Source organism: Mobiluncus curtisii subsp. curtisii ATCC 35241, assembly GCF_000146285.1.
Lineage (GTDB): Bacteria > Actinomycetota > Actinomycetes > Actinomycetales > Actinomycetaceae > Mobiluncus > Mobiluncus curtisii.
Map to the genome: position 1 here is coordinate 2,032,111 of NZ_GL385912.1, position 18,572 is coordinate 2,050,682.

The window sequence follows — 18,572 nt, forward strand, 5'->3', positions numbered from 1 at the left end:
GCCCGTAGCTACACGTGCTCAGAGTAAATCCCGGACTTCACCCACCAGTTCTTCCAAAATATCCTCCAAAAAGACCACTCCAATCACCGTTTCCGGATTCTCCGGATTGACCACCCCCGCCAGGTGCGTGCCTTGCTTTTGCATCACGCGCAGCGCATCCTCCACTTCCATCTGCGGCGTCACGGTAATTAACGAGCGAATCCGCCAGGGTTCCAACGGGTCCTCACGTAGTCCTTTATCTACCGCAATGACATCTTTGATGTGCAAGTATCCGATAATGTTTCCGGTTTCATCAATAATCGGGATACGCGAAAACCCGGAACGCGCCATGGTTTTTTCCGCCTCTACGGGCGTGATATCCGCTGGCAACATCACCAATTGTTCCAAACCGACCATCACTCCGGACACCACTTCGGCAGAAAATTCCAGCGTCCCGGAAAGCAGACCCAGGTCGTCCTCCAAAACCCCTTCCTCGCGGGATTTTTCAACGATTGAGGACATTTCCTCGACCGTGAAACTCACCCCAACCTCATGTTGCGGTTCCAAACCAAACAACCTCACCACCGAGTTCGCAAATCGGTTCATCGCTCTAATAACCGGACGCAGTGCCCTTTCCATCGCCACCATCGGGGGTGAATAGAGCAAAATGAGGCGGGTATGGGCGGAAACCGAGGTATATTTTGGAATCATCTCGCCGGCAACCACATGCAGATACAAGACAATCAGCAGAGCCAGAAGGATAGCAAAAGAATGGGCACTGACCGGTGGCAGCCCCAGACGCAACGCTATCGGCAGCAACAGATGCGCGATAGCCGGTTCCGCCACCACTCCCAATCCGGTAGATGCCAGCGTAATTCCCAGCTGACAAACCGCCAGCATCTCGGAAACATTTTCTACCGCAATCATTGCGGAAGCTGCCCCGCGTTTCCCCTGTTTCACCAGGGGCTCAATCTCAGCTTTCCGGGAAGCCGTGAACGCGAATTCTGCACCCACAAAGAAAGCATTGATAGCCAGAAGCAACACCATAAAGATTAAAGAGACCCAATCATTCATGAGCCACCTCCGCAGAATCTGCCTGCTCGTCAGGGGTCGGATTGCGGGTGATACGGACCCGGTCAATACGTCGACCGTCCATTTGCTCGACGCGTAAAAGATATCCGTTGACCAGGACTGTCTCCCCCTGCGAGGGAACGTGTCCCAGTTCAGTCATAATCAGCCCCCCCAAGGTTTCATAGGGACCTTCATCGGGCAGTTCCACTTTGGTTTGAATCAACAGCTCATCGGGACGTATCAGCCCTGGAACCAACCACTCGTCTTCCACCGGATGATTAATCCCGGCAGCGTGCTGATCGTGTTCATCCGCGACTTCGCCCACAATTTCTTCAACCGCGTCCTCCAGGGTCACGATGCCGGAAGTACCCCCGTATTCATCGACCACTACCGCCGTTTGACTACCCGCGTCGCGCAGCAGCACCATCAAATCCGCCAGCCCCATCGTTTCCGGGACTCTGGGAACTTCATACATTAGTGATGACGAGGTGACCACGACTTCACTGCGGCGTTCAAAAGGAACGGATACTGCCCGACGCAGATTGGCGAATCCCAGAATGTCGTCCAAACCGTTCGGTCCGACCACGGGGAAACGAGAGTGCCCAGTTTCCCGCGCTTTCTCGATGAGGTCATCTGCCGAGTCATTCTGAGACAAATAGTGCACCCGACCGCGGTCGGTCATCACATCTTTCGCTGCCAGACCAGAAATATGCACCGAACGGGTGAACAGGGAAGCGGTAGATAAATCCAATACCCCTTCCTCCGCGCTTTGGCGCACCATTGCCACGAGCTCCTGAGCTGAATGCGCGCCCGAGAGCTCTTCCACGACTACCACGCCCATCCTATTCAACACGAAGTTTGCCGAAGACCGCAGCACCACGATGAGCGGCTTGAAAACAGAAGTGAACGCCCGCTGTGGACGCACCACGAAAGCCGCAGTTTTCAGGGGGTCCGCCAGCGCCAGGTTCTTGGGGATGAGCTCGCCAAAGACCATGGAATACAGGTTTGTGAGAATGAGGGCGACTACTGCCCCCAGCGCCGTGGCGGCAGCCAAAGCCATCCCGGTGTGTCCCAATCCGCGTGTCACCAGGTTTGCGATGGCTTTTTGAGTGGTGTAACCCACCATGATTGTGGACAGGGTAATGCCTACCTGAGTGCCGGACAACTGGGTAGACAGATTAGAGATTGAGTTTTTCACAAGGGCGGCCCGCTTGTCTCCGTTAGCCGCTCGCCCCGCAACTCTGGCAGGGTCGACCGCTAGGAAAGCAAACTCGGTGGCAACAAAAAATGCGGTAACCAAAGTCAGAATCAGTCCCACTGCCACCAACAACCAGTCAGCCACAACAGGACTCAACTGACCCACCGCCCTGGTGCACCCTCAGCAAAAACCGAGGTGGGACAATCGAATCGATACTGGTGTACCGAGGTACGGGAGGAAAACACAGGAAATCGCGAGGTGTCTTGCAGTTTAACCACCGTGCTTATTTGCCAGCCTTGGCGGCGCGGGCGATTTCGCGACGAGCCTTCAGGGAAGGCTGTCCGTTACCGTCAGCCAGAACCATTCCCAAGCCTCCCGCCAGCGAACCGCCAGCGACCAAGCCGCGCGTGTAGTCCCTGCGTTCCGCTGTGGATTTCGCTGCCCAAACTGGATTATTTACCACGCTGATGGGAAGGTTTACCACTGCCAAAATGAGGGCACAAATCCGGGGAGATTTCCCCAGGGCTAGACCCAGCGCAGTCACCGCCGTAGCAGCCCCAGCCAAGCGCGACAACAATTTCGCGTCCGAAGTCAAAATGGGAGGCAGCCCCACCTTTTCCAAAGTCGGCTCCATCTTTCGAAAACGTTCCACGTGGTCGTCGGGGTTGAGCAACGCGTCGAGTCCATCATGAATGAACACCGCCGCCAGCAGCGGACGCGAGATAAAACGCAGCAAAGTCCTCATAACACTATTGTCCTCATTTTTTAGAACAGTTTGCATCTTTTCGAAACGTATTGGGCGACGCGGAATAAAAACCACCCGTTATGGTTATAACAGGCGTGGGACGAACTTTGGAAAAATCTCTCGCCAGACCCGCTCGAGCCAGGGGCGCGATAAATCGACCCCCATCTGTCTCCCCTCCGCTCTGCGCGCTAGACTGGGCACCGATGAGCGAAAAAATAAACTCTGCACCCCCGCACGAGACGCGATCCATAACGGAACAGCGCTTCGAGACGGAAGTCATGCCGTTTTTAAATCAGCTCTATTCCGGTGCCCTGCGGCTGACCCGAAATCCACATGACGCCGAGGACCTGGTCCAAGAAACTTTCTTGAAAGCCTTTCGGAGTTTCGATTCTTTTCAAGAGGGAACGAATCTGTTGGCGTGGCTCTATCGCATCATGACCAACACTTTCATTAATTCCTATCGCAAGGATCAGCGTCGCCCCCGCACGGAAACTATGGCTGAGATTACGGATTACCAGCTGTCTCAAGATGACTCCAATCGTGAATCTCGTTCCGCGGAATCTCTGGCCTTGGACCGTTTGGGCACCCAGGATATTCTCGATGCCCTCGACGCTTTGCCTGATGAATATCGCGAAGCGGTGTACCTGGCCGACGTGGAAGGTCTGGCTTACAAAGAAATCGCGGAAATCCTTGATATTCCCTCCGGGACGGTCATGTCTCGTCTGCACCGCGGGCGAGCGAAACTACGGAAAATGCTGAGGGAGCGTGTGGAAGCTGAGGTGCAAATGTCATGAATTTTAAAGAAAACTTTCCCTCCCGCACACCGGATTCCTCCGGCTGCGGCTGTGACAGTGAGTGCGACTGCGACTGTGAAACCGTGACGCAAAATATGCGTGAAATCATGAACGGCGAGATGGACTTGCCCTTGGCGCAGCGTTTCCACGATCATCTGCGACACTGCCCGGATTGCCACGAGGAATCCTTGTGGGTGGAGCGTTACATCACCTTACTGCGCCAGTCTTGCCGGTGCGAAGCCCCAGTAGAACTGCGGGAACGTATCATGATAGAGATTCGTAAGATTGGATAGCTACGCGCCACCTCCACCGCTCCCCCGCAGCCGCGGGTTTGCGGGAAGGCTGGGAATGTGTGAAAATAGGCAGGTTGATTACAAACTTCAGAAGGAGGCTGTTATGTCGAAACGCGGTCGCAAGCGTCGGGCGCGGTCCAAGAGTGCCGCTAATCACGGCAAACGCCCCAATGCTTAAAGCTTGAACGGCGGGTGCGGGTAAGTGAAAGCTTCCCGCACCCGCAGCGTTTTTATCCAGCTCGAAATACAGGGTTCCCCGGAAGCGTTCGTTTCTTCCGGGGAACCCTGTTATTGCTGTTTAGCGGGCAAAAGCACGCGACACCAGGTCGGTGGCCTGTTTCTTGTGTACAGACGCCAAGCCGGTGGAGGGAGCTGCCATCGCGGGGCGGGACACCACGCGAATGGGACGGTCACCGATGAAGGCATCCTGGTGCATCTTTAGGAAGGCCCAGACGCCCTGATTTTCTGGTTCGTCCTGTACCCATACCAGTTCAGCGTTGGGGTACTGTGCCAAAATCGGCTTCAGATCCTCGTGCAGCGGGTAGTACTGTTCCAAACGCACGATTGCGGTGGTTTTATCCCCGGTCTTGGCACGTTCAGCTGCCAGGTCGTAATACAGCCGACCAGTGCAGATTAGCACGCGAGTCACCGCATTAGAATCCAGATTTCCCTGGTCAGCAATGACCCGTTGGAACCGACCGGTAGTGAAATCTTGCACCGAAGATACCGCCGCTTTCAAACGCAGCAGCTGCTTGGGGGTAAAGACCACCAGCGGGGTCCGCGGTCGACGATAAGCCTGCTCACGCAACATATGGAAATGGTTAGCCGGAGTGGAGGGCTGGACAATCCACATATTGTCTTGGGCAGCCAGACTCAACCAACGTTCGATACGCGCCGAGGAATGGTCGGGTCCCTGTCCCTCAAAACCGTGGGGCAGCAACAGCACCAGCGAGGAGTGCTGGTGCCATTTCTGTTGCGCCGAACAGATGAACTCGTCAATCATAGTTTGACCGCCGAATGAGAAGTCGCCGAACTGTGCTTCCCAGATGGTGAGAGCTTCCGGGCGCTCCACCGAATAGCCGTACTCAAAGCCCATCGGCGCGTACTCGGACAAGGATGAGTCATAAATCATGAACTTGCCCTGTTTGTCGCTTAAGAATTCCAGTGGGGTCCATTCCTCACCGGTGGAGAAATCGTGAGCAACTGCATGACGCTGCACGAAAGTCGCCCGACGAGCGTCTTCACCGGACATGCGGATGGGGGCGCCCTCCATCAGAATCGACCCGAACGCCAATAACTCACCAAAGCCCCAATCAATGTTGCCTTCACGAGACATCCGCTGACGCTTTTCGTAGAGCTTTTTAATCTTGGGATGCATGTTGAATCCTTCAGGGTAATCCACATGGGCATCCCCGATGGCCTCCACTACATACTGCGGAATGGCTGAGGTCCAAGCAATCATGTCATCAGACTGATCCGTCTGCGCAGCGGGCAGGTTCCAATCCCAGTCATTTCCGCCCTGTTCACCCTGACGCGTCGGGGTATAGCCCTTTTCCTTGGTCTCTTCAAAAATCTTTTCCAGCTTCTGATGGTAATCCTCTACCGCCGCTTGGGCTTCCGCATCTGAGAGATCGCCACGACCAATCAGGTTGTTAATGTAAACCGTGCGGGTAGTCGGATGGGAATCAATCAGGTGGTACATCACCGGCTGGGTCATTGACGGATCATCGCCCTCGTTATGTCCGCGGCGACGGTAACAAATCAGGTCAATAATGACATCCTTGTGGAACTTTTGCTGGAAACGGTAAGCCAAACCAGCCACCCGCGTGACCATCTCTGGATCATCAGCGTTCACGTGGAAAATTGGCACTTGCAAGCCCTTAGCCAAATCCGTGCAATAGTTCGTGGAACGGGCATTGGTCGGGGAAGTCGTGAAACCAATTTGGTTATTCACAATGATGTGTACCGTTCCGCCAGTGGTGTAAGCCTTAAGCTGGCTCATGTTCAGAGTCTCATAGACGACTCCCTGACCGATGAAAGCCGCATCACCGTGAATCAGCACGGGCAGGTAACCGTAGTCGCCTTCGATACCGACTTTATCCTGCTGCGCTCGAACAATGCCCTGGACCACCGGGTCTACAGCCTCTAGGTGGGAGGGGTTAGCCGCAATATAGACGCTGGTGGTCTTGCCTTCATAGGACTCGTAGATAGACTCGGTGCCCAAGTGATATTTCACGTCCCCGGAACCCTGCACCGAACCAGGGTTCATGTTGCCTTCGAACTCGGCGAAAATCTGGTTGTTGGTTTTGCCGGCCACATTCACCAGCATGTTCAACCGTCCACGGTGTGCCATCCCGATGGTCACCCCTGCCAAGCCATCATGGGCAGCATCATCCATGATTCTCAGCATCAGGGGAATCAGGGATTCACCGCCTTCCAAGCTGAAGCGCTTTTGACCCACATACTTGGTCTGCAAAAAGTCCTCAAAAGCCTGCGCCGCATTCAAGCGGTTCATGATGGCGTGACGGACTTCTTTGCTGGGCGGCTCATAAGGTTGCTCAATTTCTTGTTGCATCCACGCGCGCTGTTCGGGGTCCTGGATATGCATATATTCAATGCCCGCGGTACGTGTGTAGGTATCGCGCATTTGGGTCAAAATGTCGCGCAGCTTCATGCTGACATTGTGCTTGCCACCCAGTCTTCCCACCGGGAAATAGAGATCCAAATCCCAGATGGAAAGCCCATAGGCATCGAGTTTCAAATCTGGGTGCCGACGGACCCGATAATCCAGGGGATCCACATCCGCAATCAAGTGTCCGCGGGAACGGTAAGCGTGAATAAACCGTGCAATCCGCGTGTCTTTGGACAGTTCCCCTTCTCCGGTGTACTCGTTGTTACGCGCCCAGCTGAAAGGCTCATAAGGAACTTTCATGGAATCAAAGACGCGTTCATAGAATCCATCCTCGCCTTTGAGCTTCTTTTCGATTACTCCCAGGAAAGTGCCGGACAAAGCTCCCTGGATGACTCGGTGATCATAGGTGGAGGACATGTGCATAATCTTGCCAACCCCGGCTTGAGCCAACTGTTCTTCGGAAGCCCCGGCCCATTCTGCCGGATAATTTGTCGCTCCTACCCCGATGATGCAACCTTGCCCCTGCACCAAACGAGGCGATGACATGAGGGTTCCCAGAGTCCCCGGATTTGTCAGTGTCACCGTGCAACCGGAATAATCTTCCATTCCCAGTTTGCCGTCACGAGCTTTTTTCACGAGTTCTTCGTAAGCGCGGACGAATTCTTCAAAAGAGAGGGTGTCGGCGTTGTGCACGACCGGCGTGACCAACAGTCGCGAACCGTCGTCTTTGGGCAGGTCAATTGCCAGCCCGAAACCAACGTGAGCGAAATGGTCAACGTAAGGTTTACCGTCTTCCAGGCGATAACGCACATTGACATCGGGAGTTTCCACCAGAGCTTCCACGATGGCGTAGCCAATCAAGTGGGTAAAGGACACTTTACCGCCACGGGTCCGCTTCAGGTGGTCATTAATTTGGGCACGGTTCTCAATCAACACTTTCGCCGGAATCTGGCGATAAGACGTCGCTGTCGGCACGGATAGCGACGCATCCATATTTTTCGCAATTGCGGCGGAGATGCCCTTCAACCGTTCTGAATGATCCTCCCCCTTAACGACGGACTTTGCCGCATCATAGTGCTGCTTTGCCACCATTGCGGCATAGGGAGAAGTCGGTGGGTGCACCACCGAACGTGGCAGCGGAGGTCGGTCGGAGTGCTGGGCATCAAGTCCGGCAGGTCGGGATTCTTTACTGTGTTTTGTGATTTCGTTGCTATCCGTGAGTTCGGAGGTGGCGCTGGCAGCTGCTCCCGGCAGCAATCCCAAGCTTTCCATCTGTTGAAAATACGATTGCCATTCGAGAGGAACTGAATTTTTATCGGCAAGGTATTGGGCGTGAAGCTGTGCGATGACTTCTTCGGAGGGTGAATTATTCGACGACTGTGTCTGGGTCACTATATTTTCCCTTTCAAGGTCATTGGAAATGTTTTTCCATGGTGCTCCTAATTTAGGACTTTTAGCCTAGAGATTTCACCTTATTTTTCAGACCTTGACAAAGATTTACGATAGTTCGAGTTAACTTTGGTGTTTTACGGACTTTCCCTTTTCAGTAAGCGGAAGGAACTTCACACAAAAGGCTTCGGAAGGACGCCAAACGCAGCGCCAGTTCCGGGTGCTCATCCAACAGACAATCTGGGGCATCTGCGGCATGCGCACAGCCTCGCGGACAGTCCTGAGCTATCGCGTAAAGTTCTGTAAATCCGCGCAACAGTCCCGCCGCATCGACGTGCGCCAAGCCAAAGGAACGCACTCCGGGAGTGTCGATGAGCCACCCTTGTGAACCGATTGGTAAAGCAACCGCCGAGGTCGAAGTATGCCGCCCCTTGCCAGTTACTTCGTTCACTTCTCCGGTCGCCCGATTTGCGCCCGGCACCAGCGCATTCACCAAGGTAGATTTTCCGACCCCGGAGTGTCCCAACAGGACAGTGACTTCACCCTGCAACTGTTGGTGAAGTTCCTGTAACTGTGGGGCACAAGGTCGGGGCGCCAGGTGGGAGGGATGAGTTTCGACAGGCGAGGGCACCGGAGCGGTAGCTTCATAAAGGTTCCTGTTTAGGGTAAACACTTTAATGCCGACGGCTTCATAGTCTGCAATCAGCGCCGGGACGGAATCCAAATCTGTTTTTGTTACCGCCAGCAGTGGGGTGACTTTCGCGTCCAAAGCCGACACTATGGCGCGGTCAATCATGCCACGTTTCGGTTCCGGGTCACGGGCGGCAACCACAATTAGCATCTGGGTGGCGTTGGCGACGATGAGTTTTTCGCGCGCCCCGACCTCAGATTCGTCAAAGCTGCGACGCAGCACAGTTTGACGTTCCTCCAAGGTGACGATACGTGCCAAAGTATCGGGAGTGCCGGAGGTATCCCCCTCCAATCCGACCCAATCCCCCACGATGACACCCTTGCGTCCCAACGCTCGCGCCTTCACCGCTTGCACCATACAGTTGGCGCTAATTGCTACCGTGAACCGACCCCGGTCAACTGCCACAACCATTCCGGACACAGCGTGTGCAAAGCTGGGACGTTTCTTGGTACGGGGGCGACTGCCTTTTCCCGGACGCACGTGTACTCGTGGATCATCCGTGCCAATGTCGCGGCGGCTCAAGAGGCTGCTCCCAACAGGCGTTCCCACATTGTTGTGAAATCAGGCAGGGTTTTGGTGGTGGCACCAATATCATCGATTTGTACCGGATAGTACAATCCGAGGAGCGCACCAAAAGTCGCTAACCGATGATCCTGATAGCTGTGCAGCAACAGCGGCTCCGCATCAATCGTCGGGGTATCACGCCACGAGGGAGTTACGGGTTTCCCGGTAATCACAAGGTCGTCCTCCGGGGTGATTTCACAAGAAATTCCGATTGCGGTGAGTTCGGCGCGCAGCGCCTCGAGACGATCTGTTTCATGTCCTCGCAGGTGATGCAGACCTCGGAGGTGAGAAGTTCCCTCCGCAAAAGCTGCCAGGGCTGCCACGGTGGGAACCAACTCCCCTACGGCACTCAAATCTGCGTCTAGCGGTTGTAACGGTCCTGGTCGGGAAACCGTCAGCACCCCGCAGTTCCACTCCACGCGCAGACCCATTAAGGGCAAAATTTGCAGCCACGCCGCCCCCGCCTGCATGGTTTTCGCCGGCCAAGCCGGAACAGAAATCCGCCCCCCGGCAATGCCCACCAGAGCTAAGAATGGTCCCGCATTGGACAAATCTGGCTCAATAAAGACATCCTGACCAAAGACCGGCTCTGAGACCACGTTCCAAAAGGGCTTACCATCATCGGATAAACCTTGTTCCACCGTAATCCCGTGCTGCGACAGACACTGCATGGTCATCTCAATATGTGGCAGTGAGGGCAATGCCACAGTTTTGGAACGAATGGTACAACCGTCGGGAAGCAGTGGTGCCGCCAGCAGCAGCGCCGAAATAAATTGCGAGGAGGCTGTGGCATCTACGGTAACTTCCGCGCCGAGGCGTTCCGCTGGAGGATAAATCGTATAGGGGAACACGTCCCCATCCGGGGACTCATACTCAATGCGGGCACCCAACTGGACCAGGGCATCCAAAAGGGGGCGCATCGGTCGAGCATTAGCTTGGGAATCAGCCACGAATCGCACCGCACGCCCCAATGCCACCGCCAAGGCGGGAATAAAACGCATGACGGTTCCAGCCAGACCGCAATCCACCGTAATGGGAGCCCCACCCGAGGGGCCGCCCGAAGCATCTTGTGCAGGAGCACCAGTCCACAGTTGTGGCAAAGGCTTAATTTGTACCGGTTGGTCCACGACTGGAGGCCACGGCGCAATAACTGCCCCCAACGAGCGTAGCGCTTGCACCATCAGGTCTGTATCTCGAGCAAACAGAACTCCCGTAAGATTAGCCTCAGCATCACCGATGGCGCTGAGCAACAATTCTCTGGCGCTCAAAGACTTTGAACCGGGCAACCGCACTGCACCAAAAACGGGACCACGCGCGCGGGGAGCCGACCAAACTGTTGCTTGCATAAGTTCAGCTTAATGGAAAAATCGCGCCGTTGACCGTTTCGCAGCGCGACACGGGATATGTTTAGAACATGAGTAGTCGCTGGGAAGATGATTTACAGTTAGCCCTGATTATGGCAGACCAGGTAGACGCCCTGACCACCAAGCGTTTCTTGGCTCCTGATTTGAAAGTCAGCGATAAACCGGATTTGACGCCGGTAACGGATGCGGATCAAGCTGCCGAAAAGCTCATCCGCAAGCATCTGTCGCATTCCCGGAGTCGGGACGCCGTCGTCGGTGAGGAAGAAGGCAGCACGGGGTTGGCATCCCGCAAATGGGTCATCGACCCGATTGACGGCACCTCGAATTTTCTGCGCGGAGTTCCGGTGTGGGCGACGCTAATTGGGCTGATGGAAGACGGCAAAATGGTGATGGGAGTGGTCAGCGCGCCCGCCCTAGGTTTTAGATGGTGGGCAGCAGCGGGCAGTGGAGCGTGGACCGGTCGGTCACGCACCTCCGCGCGTCAACTGCGAGTTTCGCGGATTTCTAACCTAAACCAGGCTTCTTTTTCCTACTCTCTCATTGGGGAATGGGCTGAGGCGCATCGTTTACGTGGCTTCATGAATCTCTCCCAACAGGTATGGCGGACTCGAGCCTACGGTGATTTTTGGTCTTATATGCTGCTGGCAGAAGGTGCCGTGGATGTCGCGGCGGAACCAGACTTGAATCTGTGGGATATGGGAGCTCTCTATCCCATCGTGACCGAAGCTGGCGGTAAATTCACGTCCCTCACCGGCGAGGATGGCGTGAATGGACCGGGGGCAGTAGTCACCAACGGACGTTTACATTCCCAAGTTTTACAGTATATTGGCTCAGAAACAGACTAACTGGCGAGGTCTTTACAACTCTTAAATTTTCGCTTGCGGGGTTACTCTTAAGCTGGAGTCATGAAGTTTATACATACCTCTGATTGGCATCTCGGTCGGGACTTTATGAACTATGACCTGGCCCCCTACCAGGACGACTTCCTGGGACAGATTCTGGCGCAAATTGCAGCCCACCGTCCCGATGCGGTGCTGATTTCTGGCGATGTATTGGACAAGCCAAATCCAGGAGACGCCGATTTGGACAAGCTATCGGACTTCCTGAATCAAGCCCGGAGAATGACTCGAGTCATTCTCATCGCGGGTAATCACGATGGAGCTTCCCGGCTCGGTTTTGCCAAGGGATTCACTCTGCCGGAAGTCAATATCGTGACGAAAGCTGCCCAGGTCGGTACCGCTATCGAAATTCCGCGACCTGATGGTGAACTCGGCGCACTGGTCTATCCCATCCCCTACCTGTATCCGTACCAGGATCGCACGGAACTATCCACGTGGGTCGATACTGACGGGGTTCGTCATCTCGATGACGCGTTAGACCCACCCCCCAGCGAGGACGACCCAGATCCGGTGTTTCCGGGGAAACCGGAGGCACTTTTTGCGGCAGCGTTGCGCCGTATCGCACGTGACTTACACCGGAGAGACACAGACGTCCCGGTTCTCGCGATGGCTCATGACTTCCTGTCACCGGTGAGGGAAATGGAACCGTTAGGGAATCTCTCTCCCATTCCGGTTTCCCTACTGGACGATCTCGCCGGTGGTCTGAAAGGAGGTCGGGGCATTGACTATCTAGCCCTGGGGCACATTCATCAGGCATTTCAGTTGTCAGGCACCAACGTTGCGGCGTGGTATGCGGGTTCTCCCCTCCCTTATCGAGTCAGTGAGCACAACGTGAAAGGCACCCTTTTGGTCCAGATTGACCCGAATCATCAGGTCGAGGTCCAGCGGTTAGCCTTGGAACTACCCTATGAAGTAAAACAATTGGAAGGCAGCATCGAGGATCTCACGAACCCGGCAGACCCCCGCTACCAACGCTGGCATCACGCCTTTTGCAGCATTAACCTGACCGAAACCATCTTGCCACCTAACGCCTACAACCGACTCAAAGCAGTTTTCCCTCGGATGCTGACCCTCACCCATCGCCAGGATTCTCTCCCGGAGACATTGTCATCTGGCACGGAATTCCGGGAGCTTTCCGAGCTAGAAATCGCCACGGAGTTCCTGCGTACCTGCGGCATCGATACGGAGGAAGACCTCGCCTTACTGAGAAAACTATTTGAAAACACTTTTGAGGGGAGCGCGAAATGAAATTCCACAGACTTACTCTCGATGGGGTAGGAAGTTTTTATGAGCGCACCACCCTGGATCTGGACACACTGGCGGAATCGGGACTGTTCTTAATTACAGGCAAAACCGGTTCGGGAAAGTCCACCATCCTGGATGGGATTGTCTACGCTCTGTATGGGGATGTAGCCGGCGAGAGGGAATCCACGACGGATCGCATCCTCTCCTACTACTGGGATAAGGACTACCCCCCCGAGGTCGTGCTGGTGTTCTCCGCTCATGACAAGTTTTATGAGCTGCAACGCACGGTGACATTTACGAAGCCAGGTCGAAAGACTCCCGTTCCATCCATAGCCCAGCTGAAAGTGTCAGATACCTCGGTTTTCACCAAAGTTACCGAGCCTATAGCGACCGGCAAAGACGTAACGAAGATGGTAGTGGAAATCCTCGGTTTAGAGAAATCACATTTTCTCCAGACGGTCATACTTCCCCAAGGTCAGATTCAACAGTTCCTGACCGCCGGAGCGGGGCAGCGGCATGAGGTTTTATCCAATCTTTTCGGGGCGTCAAACTTTATCGCTCTAGAAAAAGCCGCTAAGGAACGCGCTTCTCAAGGGAAGGAAACCACCGCAGAGTACACCAGGCGTCTCGACGAACTTCTCACTACCGCGTACGCAGATCTCTCTAATATCGAAATTGCGGGCGAAAACGAAACCGCCTGGCACGACACTCTGGAAGAATTTGCGGCAGCAAAAGACGCAGCAGCACAATCGATTTCCGCCCTGGATCGAGCCGGGCAGCCCCTCTTTGCTAGCGCCACAAAAATTTTGTGTTCTGAGACCGCTCAGAGTAAAGACGCCGCTGAACAAGCTCAGGAGCATTACCTTGCGGCACAGACGGAACTTACGAAAGCGGAAACTGAGCAGCGTGTCATCCTGGAGGCGCGACAGATGGCAGACAAACTCAGCCAGCTCACTGCAAAGACCACCGAAATTGAACAGCTGGATCAACGCAACCAGAAAGCTCTGCACGCTAACGCCGTCATAGACGCCGATGATGCAGCGCAGGAACCTTATCAATCGGCTCGTCACCAACGCGCCAACATTCTGGACACTTTGGCACAGCTGGTAGACAATGATACAGATCTAGCCAGATTTAGAGACCGAGTATCCGCACTTTCGGACACAGATTTACAAAACTGGCTGGAAGACGCGGACTTCAGCCCCCATTTGGCTGACTTGCGTGATGAGATTAGCGCGGAGGTTAACGCCAGCCAAAAGAAACTAGAAACCATAAAAGCCAATCTCAGCCTGCAGCGTGAGAAGACCACCGCTGCCCACAGCAAAGAATCGAAGTTAGAGTCTCTGCATAATCAAATGCATCAGCTGGCTGACAACGCTAAAACTACCAAAGCGACGTTGGACCAAAAACGCCAGAGTTTGAGAGAACAGAAATCGCTCGCAGACGGGTTGGTCAGCCGGCAGACAGAACTCGCAAACGTCCAGGAACTCCACGAATGGGCAAAATCGGCTGAAAAGTTAACCACGGAACTCAAAGCTGCCCAGGAAAACGTAGCTTCTCTACAAGCACATTACGACCAGGCACAAGAAAACGCCGCATCAGTGTTACGAAAATGGTCCAGTACTGCGGCATCTCGCTTAGCCGCACGCTTGAAAGACGGGGAATCTTGTCCGGTCTGCGGTTCCCGAAATCACCCGCATCCCGCAGCCGAAACGACGAATCAGACAACTTTTCAAGACTATGAAGCAGCTGTCAGAGACGCCAAAGAAGCCCAAGACCGCCTGACTCACGGGAACGAAACAAAGACCGAGATTAACACCAAATTGCAGACAGCTACGGATCAGCTCCAAGGTCGGGACGTAGAGTCCCTCGCTGCTGACCTAGCTGTGGCAACGCAGGCTCTAGCCGCAGCTACCGCAGCGAGCGAGCAAGTACCCCAGTTGGAGGAGACAATCGCCGCACTGGAAGAATCACGAGAACGCAATCAAACCGAACGTGAAATTCTCATTCAGCAAGAAGCCGGATTAAGCACGGAGATTAAAAATCTTCACGCGGATATTCAGGAGCTTGCTGACAAAATTCAAGCGGAATTGGCAGCTTTTAATCCAGATTCTGACCCGAAAGACTTGTTAGAGACGAACCAGCTCAGTCTGGACACGGTCAAACAGCTCTCCAAGTTTTATGATTCCTGGCTAGCAATTCGCCAAGAATGGATTATCTCCCACGCCGCGCTGTGCAAATCTTTGACCGATCACGGTTTCGAGTCAGTAGCCGAGGCACAGACCTACGCCAAGCCTCGCCAACAACTTGAGACTGACCAAGAAACAGTCACTTCTCACCACAAAGCAGCCGCTGATTTGCGCGCGAAACTGGATACCGATGCGTATCGAGACAAAGCTGCCGCCAATATTCCCGACCTGGAGAGTCTGCGGGCTGCCGTCGCTACCAGTGAACAGGAGTATCGCTCTCTCACCCAAAGAACAGCAGCTATGGACAGATCTCACGAGAATTTGTGCAGACTACAGGAAAAGTACGCACAAACTAAACAGGAATGGGACACAAAAGTCTCAGAGATTGCCGGATATGAACGCTTATCGCAAGTGCTCAATGGGGATAATGCAAAGAAAACTACTTTAAGCGCTTACTACTTGAGTAAACGGCTGGGACAGGTGATTTTCGTAGCTAACCAGTTGATTTCTGACGTTTCCGGAGGATACTACCAAATCCGACACAACGACCAGTATGAAGCGGATCGCAACCAGAAATATCACGGACTGGGCATTGAGATGTACAACGGCGCTGAAGACCAGGTAGTCCCGCCAAAATCTCTGTCCGGTGGAGAAAAATTTTATTGTTCACTCGCTATCGCCATGGCTCTCTCCGAGGTCGTCCAAAGGGAAAGGGGCGGCATCACCCTGGAAAATATTTTCATTGATGAAGGTTTCGGATCTCTGGACAACGACACTCGAGAGGCGGTCATGTCCGCGCTGCATCATCTGCAGCAAGACGGGGGACGCTGCGTGGGAATCATCTCGCATGTCAGCGAACTGCAGGGGGAAATTCCCCTCCAGGTGCAAGTGCGAAACTACCAGAGCGGAAATACCACAGAGCTAAAACCGAGCGGGACCCGCAAGATTGGCTCCTACCTCCAAATCAACGGTTTGGATACGTTTTAGCTCAAACCCAGGAATTCACGCAGAATCTCAAGCTCGGAACCATCGAACCACAGTAATTCTGGAAACTCCAGTTCTGGGGAGGGCTCTCCCGCCTCGGTCGCGCCCTCTGCCTGCCCTGCGCGCAGTTGTACCAGTTTCGCTACTTCTGCGATAGCCGCCGGTTCATCTACATGATAAGACACCACTTCAGAATACTGAACCGGTCGAGTCAAGATATATGATCCACCGCATTTCGAGGGGCAGGATTGCAGGTCAGTACCGGCGACCTCCGCCACGGCTACTACCCGGAGGGGACGGGGACTGTCGACTTGCGCATCCAAAGATTTCAACGCCGCGGCGTGTAAAGCCTCATCCTCCGCCACTTCCCGATCCTCCCCACGCAACTCACCGGGGGCAGGAAAACCGGCAGCCACGCACCACGCCTCATCCACAACGGTGACCGGCGAGCCTTCCCAAGTTTTGCCCTGCAGACATGCCGGGCTAAGCGCGATGTAGGCACGAATGTTTTTCAGTTGTTGGGGCACGCTACTCATTTTTTATATTCTTTCTGTTCACCGCGTTTAAACTTCCACAGTTTGTTTTCCCCCGGTCTGTTTCGTCTCGAACCGCGTCGGGGCAGCAAACCAAGTTGTTTAAAGATTTCGTTTTGCACCCTTTCTAAGTCTTCCAGTACCCCAGCACGCGGATTTACTGTCATCACGTCACAAGCAGCTATCAGAGCACGGTCAAAATCTTCTCCAGCTTCCCGCACCACTGCCACCGGTAGGTTCGGAACTGAAGCTGCTACCACGTTAACTATGGAATTGCGCCAGTTTGCTCCGCCTACGGAGGCCCGTCCGCGATTCACTACTGCCAAGGTAGGGCAGTTCCACAGTTCCTGTTCACGAGCCCAATTGTGATTAACCAGCAGCCGGCGAATGCCCACCGGATCAGCCAGACCGACCTCCACCACCAGGTCAGCAACGTCAAGAGCTCCCAGGGTAGCCCCGTAACGGGTTGGTCCCATTGCTGCCAGCAAATCTGACTGGTCGTCGGTCCCGCTCGCCAAATCCACCAGAATCCAGCGATAGTTAATCCGAGCCATCTCTAAAAGTGCTGACAACGCGTGCTGTCCAACTTCACGCCAACGTTCCGCTTTGGTCAATCCGGTTAACAAGTCAACCCCGAAACCCACGCGATTCACCAGCTGTGGAAAGCTTTCGGGCTTTAGCTTTCCTTGTTCCGCTAAACGACATCCAGTCACCACCCCAGAGGTGTCCAAGGCTATCCCCAGCATCTGCACCAGGGATGACTCCACGGTATCGGCATCGACCAGTAGTACTCGACCATAGTTACGTAAACGCGAAGCAATATTCAAAGCCAATGTAGACTTTCCGGGCGCCCCCACCGGACCCCAAAAAGCGATTATTTGCCCTATTGAGCCTGCCATTTCCGCATTATCGTTGCTGAATTCCTCACGCGGATTGGGAGGTGGAGGAGGCATCAGAGTAGACATCATCTGGCTCAGCAGACGTGCCGCCTCGCTCTGTTCAAGTTCTTCCACCCGCGGATCCGCTTTAGCTAAAACTGAAATCCCTCCGCAGCTGTTCAACTGATCCACGTCTTCCAGCGGGGCAAAGGCAATAACCGCAACGTTTTCAGCGGTGAGTTCCTGGACGGTGGCTCCTTCCAGTTCCAGCATCTCGGTATCCACCGCTACCAGTTGTACCAAATGCGCCTTGGCTATCGATAGCAGCTCCGTGGCATCCCGGCAACGCCGGATGACTTGCAGGGGCAGAGAATCTGATTCAATGGTGCGGATGATGTCCGCTTCCAAATCCGGATGCAGGCAGGTCGCTACCCCAATAAAACTCATGATGCCACCGGTATCGCCATCAAGGGGGTTTTCGTACCGACAGCAGCGAGGATAGGTGACAAATCTTCCTCCGGTACGCTTATTTCCACATTCATTTGGTTTTTCGAACCGAGAGCTGTTTCTGACTTCTTCTCAGCCAGAAACACGGCTTTATCTGCTAATTTTTGAGCATTTTCCAGCGGAGCATCCGACTCGAAAGTGCTGGCAGATTTTTCATCCGGGAGTTTCCAGATTTCGAGGTAATCACCCTTCTTTACGCTGCTTGGCAGGGGTGCGGCTAGATTGAGAACAATCCGTTTGCGGAAGGGCTCAGTTTGGCTCAGCGATGCTTTGGGAATCAGTTGTCCTCCGGCAATAGTTTGGACGACCACGCTGCCTTCTTGCATCTCGCCTTCGCGCAGGTACTGGCCCGCTGCTCTACCTGGATTAGCGGAAATAACCTCAATATCACCAGACTGCACGGTATGCCCCGCAACAAGGGTTGTTTTTGCCACCAGGTAACCCTCCAAGTGGCTGGTCACACGCACTGTCACAATGACCAGGATTACAGCTAGTATCATCAGGGCTACCCCCAGTACGGTACGCCGATTCAAGTATTGAGATTTACTTGATATTTCCGAACCGATGGGCATACGAGACCTCCCTGAAATCTCCTCATAGGCTTTATACCATTAAAA

The 18,572-nt window shown here is 54.3% G+C and carries 15 protein-coding genes; 6 read left to right on the forward strand and 9 right to left on the reverse strand.

All coding sequences use genetic code 11. The annotated features are described in order from the left end of the window. Positions 1 to 18 precede the first annotated feature (18 nt). The 3 genes from HMPREF0574_RS08760 to HMPREF0574_RS08770 all read right to left on the reverse strand — a co-directional run bounded on the left by HMPREF0574_RS08760 (position 19) and on the right by HMPREF0574_RS08770 (position 3,029). Complete coding sequence (locus HMPREF0574_RS08760; RefSeq protein WP_004008391.1) at positions 19 to 1,053, reverse strand: hemolysin family protein; 1,035 nt, start codon at positions 1,051 to 1,053, stop codon at positions 19 to 21. Continuing rightward, positions 1,046 to 2,413 (reverse strand): hemolysin family protein, encoded by a 1,368-nt coding sequence (locus tag HMPREF0574_RS08765; RefSeq protein ID WP_004008392.1) that lies wholly within the window; start codon positions 2,411 to 2,413, stop codon positions 1,046 to 1,048. The genes HMPREF0574_RS08760 and HMPREF0574_RS08765 overlap by 8 nt, the downstream gene beginning before the upstream one ends. Positions 2,414 to 2,531: 118 nt before the next feature. Next, positions 2,532 to 3,029 (reverse strand): DoxX family protein, encoded by a 498-nt coding sequence (locus tag HMPREF0574_RS08770; protein ID WP_004008393.1) that lies wholly within the window; start codon positions 3,027 to 3,029, stop codon positions 2,532 to 2,534. A 167-nt stretch (positions 3,030 to 3,196) separates the two neighbouring features. On the opposite strand from HMPREF0574_RS08770, the gene HMPREF0574_RS08775 reads away from it, so the two are divergent. The 3 genes from HMPREF0574_RS08775 (at position 3,197) to HMPREF0574_RS09930 (ending at position 4,258) form a co-directional block, all read left to right on the forward strand. Next, entirely contained in the window at positions 3,197 to 3,787 is a 591-nt protein-coding gene (locus HMPREF0574_RS08775; protein ID WP_004008394.1) for a sigma-70 family RNA polymerase sigma factor, read from the forward strand. Next, positions 3,784 to 4,080, forward strand: a complete 297-nt coding sequence (locus HMPREF0574_RS08780) for a zf-HC2 domain-containing protein (RefSeq protein ID WP_004008395.1) — start codon at positions 3,784 to 3,786, stop codon at positions 4,078 to 4,080. The genes HMPREF0574_RS08775 and HMPREF0574_RS08780 overlap by 4 nt, the downstream gene beginning before the upstream one ends. Positions 4,081 to 4,183: 103 nt before the next feature. Beyond that, a complete protein-coding gene (locus tag HMPREF0574_RS09930; protein ID WP_370446369.1) occupies positions 4,184 to 4,258 on the forward strand; it encodes a 50S ribosomal protein bL37 in 75 nt (24 codons plus the stop codon). Positions 4,259 to 4,378: 120 nt separating this feature from the next. On the opposite strand, the gene HMPREF0574_RS08785 is transcribed toward HMPREF0574_RS09930, so the two are convergent. From HMPREF0574_RS08785 to aroA, 3 genes are all read right to left on the reverse strand, one after another. Beyond that, positions 4,379 to 8,104 (reverse strand): multifunctional oxoglutarate decarboxylase/oxoglutarate dehydrogenase thiamine pyrophosphate-binding subunit/dihydrolipoyllysine-residue succinyltransferase subunit, encoded by a 3,726-nt coding sequence (locus HMPREF0574_RS08785; RefSeq protein WP_004008397.1) that lies wholly within the window; start codon positions 8,102 to 8,104, stop codon positions 4,379 to 4,381. Between the two features lie 151 nt (positions 8,105 to 8,255). After that, positions 8,256 to 9,314: a ribosome small subunit-dependent GTPase A gene (gene rsgA / locus HMPREF0574_RS08790; RefSeq protein ID WP_004008398.1), complete on the reverse strand. Its 1,059-nt coding sequence runs from the start codon at positions 9,312 to 9,314 to the stop codon at positions 8,256 to 8,258. Next, the gene (aroA, locus tag HMPREF0574_RS08795) at positions 9,311 to 10,702 is read right to left on the reverse strand and encodes a 3-phosphoshikimate 1-carboxyvinyltransferase (protein WP_004008399.1); all 1,392 of its coding nucleotides are present in this window, start codon (positions 10,700 to 10,702) and stop codon (positions 9,311 to 9,313) included. Before aroA ends, rsgA begins: the two co-directional genes overlap by 4 nt. Positions 10,703 to 10,770: 68 nt before the next feature. Here aroA and HMPREF0574_RS08800 point away from each other — a divergent pair, with 68 nt between their 5' ends. The 3 genes from HMPREF0574_RS08800 to HMPREF0574_RS08810 are packed head-to-tail and all read left to right on the forward strand — an operon-like array spanning position 10,771 to position 16,040. After that, positions 10,771 to 11,565: an inositol monophosphatase family protein gene (locus HMPREF0574_RS08800; protein WP_004008400.1), complete on the forward strand. Its 795-nt coding sequence runs from the start codon at positions 10,771 to 10,773 to the stop codon at positions 11,563 to 11,565. Positions 11,566 to 11,625: 60 nt separating this feature from the next. Beyond that, positions 11,626 to 12,867 (forward strand): exonuclease SbcCD subunit D, encoded by a 1,242-nt coding sequence (locus HMPREF0574_RS08805; RefSeq protein WP_004008401.1) that lies wholly within the window; start codon positions 11,626 to 11,628, stop codon positions 12,865 to 12,867. After that, positions 12,864 to 16,040, forward strand: a complete 3,177-nt coding sequence (locus tag HMPREF0574_RS08810) for an AAA family ATPase (protein ID WP_004008402.1) — start codon at positions 12,864 to 12,866, stop codon at positions 16,038 to 16,040. The genes HMPREF0574_RS08805 and HMPREF0574_RS08810 overlap by 4 nt, the downstream gene beginning before the upstream one ends. On the opposite strand, the gene HMPREF0574_RS08815 is transcribed toward HMPREF0574_RS08810, so the two are convergent. From HMPREF0574_RS08815 to HMPREF0574_RS08825, 3 genes are read right to left on the reverse strand one after another with little or no spacing between them, the layout of a single operon-like run. Next, positions 16,037 to 16,573, reverse strand: a complete 537-nt coding sequence (locus tag HMPREF0574_RS08815) for a DUF6912 family protein (RefSeq protein ID WP_004008403.1) — start codon at positions 16,571 to 16,573, stop codon at positions 16,037 to 16,039. The two genes, HMPREF0574_RS08810 and HMPREF0574_RS08815, sit on opposite strands and share 4 nt — an antisense overlap. Beyond that, entirely contained in the window at positions 16,570 to 17,895 is a 1,326-nt protein-coding gene (locus HMPREF0574_RS08820; RefSeq protein ID WP_004008404.1) for a CpaE/TadZ family protein, read from the reverse strand. Before HMPREF0574_RS08820 ends, HMPREF0574_RS08815 begins: the two co-directional genes overlap by 4 nt. Then, the gene (locus HMPREF0574_RS08825) at positions 17,892 to 18,527 is read right to left on the reverse strand and encodes an SAF domain-containing protein (RefSeq protein ID WP_013188745.1); all 636 of its coding nucleotides are present in this window, start codon (positions 18,525 to 18,527) and stop codon (positions 17,892 to 17,894) included. Before HMPREF0574_RS08825 ends, HMPREF0574_RS08820 begins: the two co-directional genes overlap by 4 nt. Between the last annotated feature and the right edge of the window lie 45 nt (positions 18,528 to 18,572).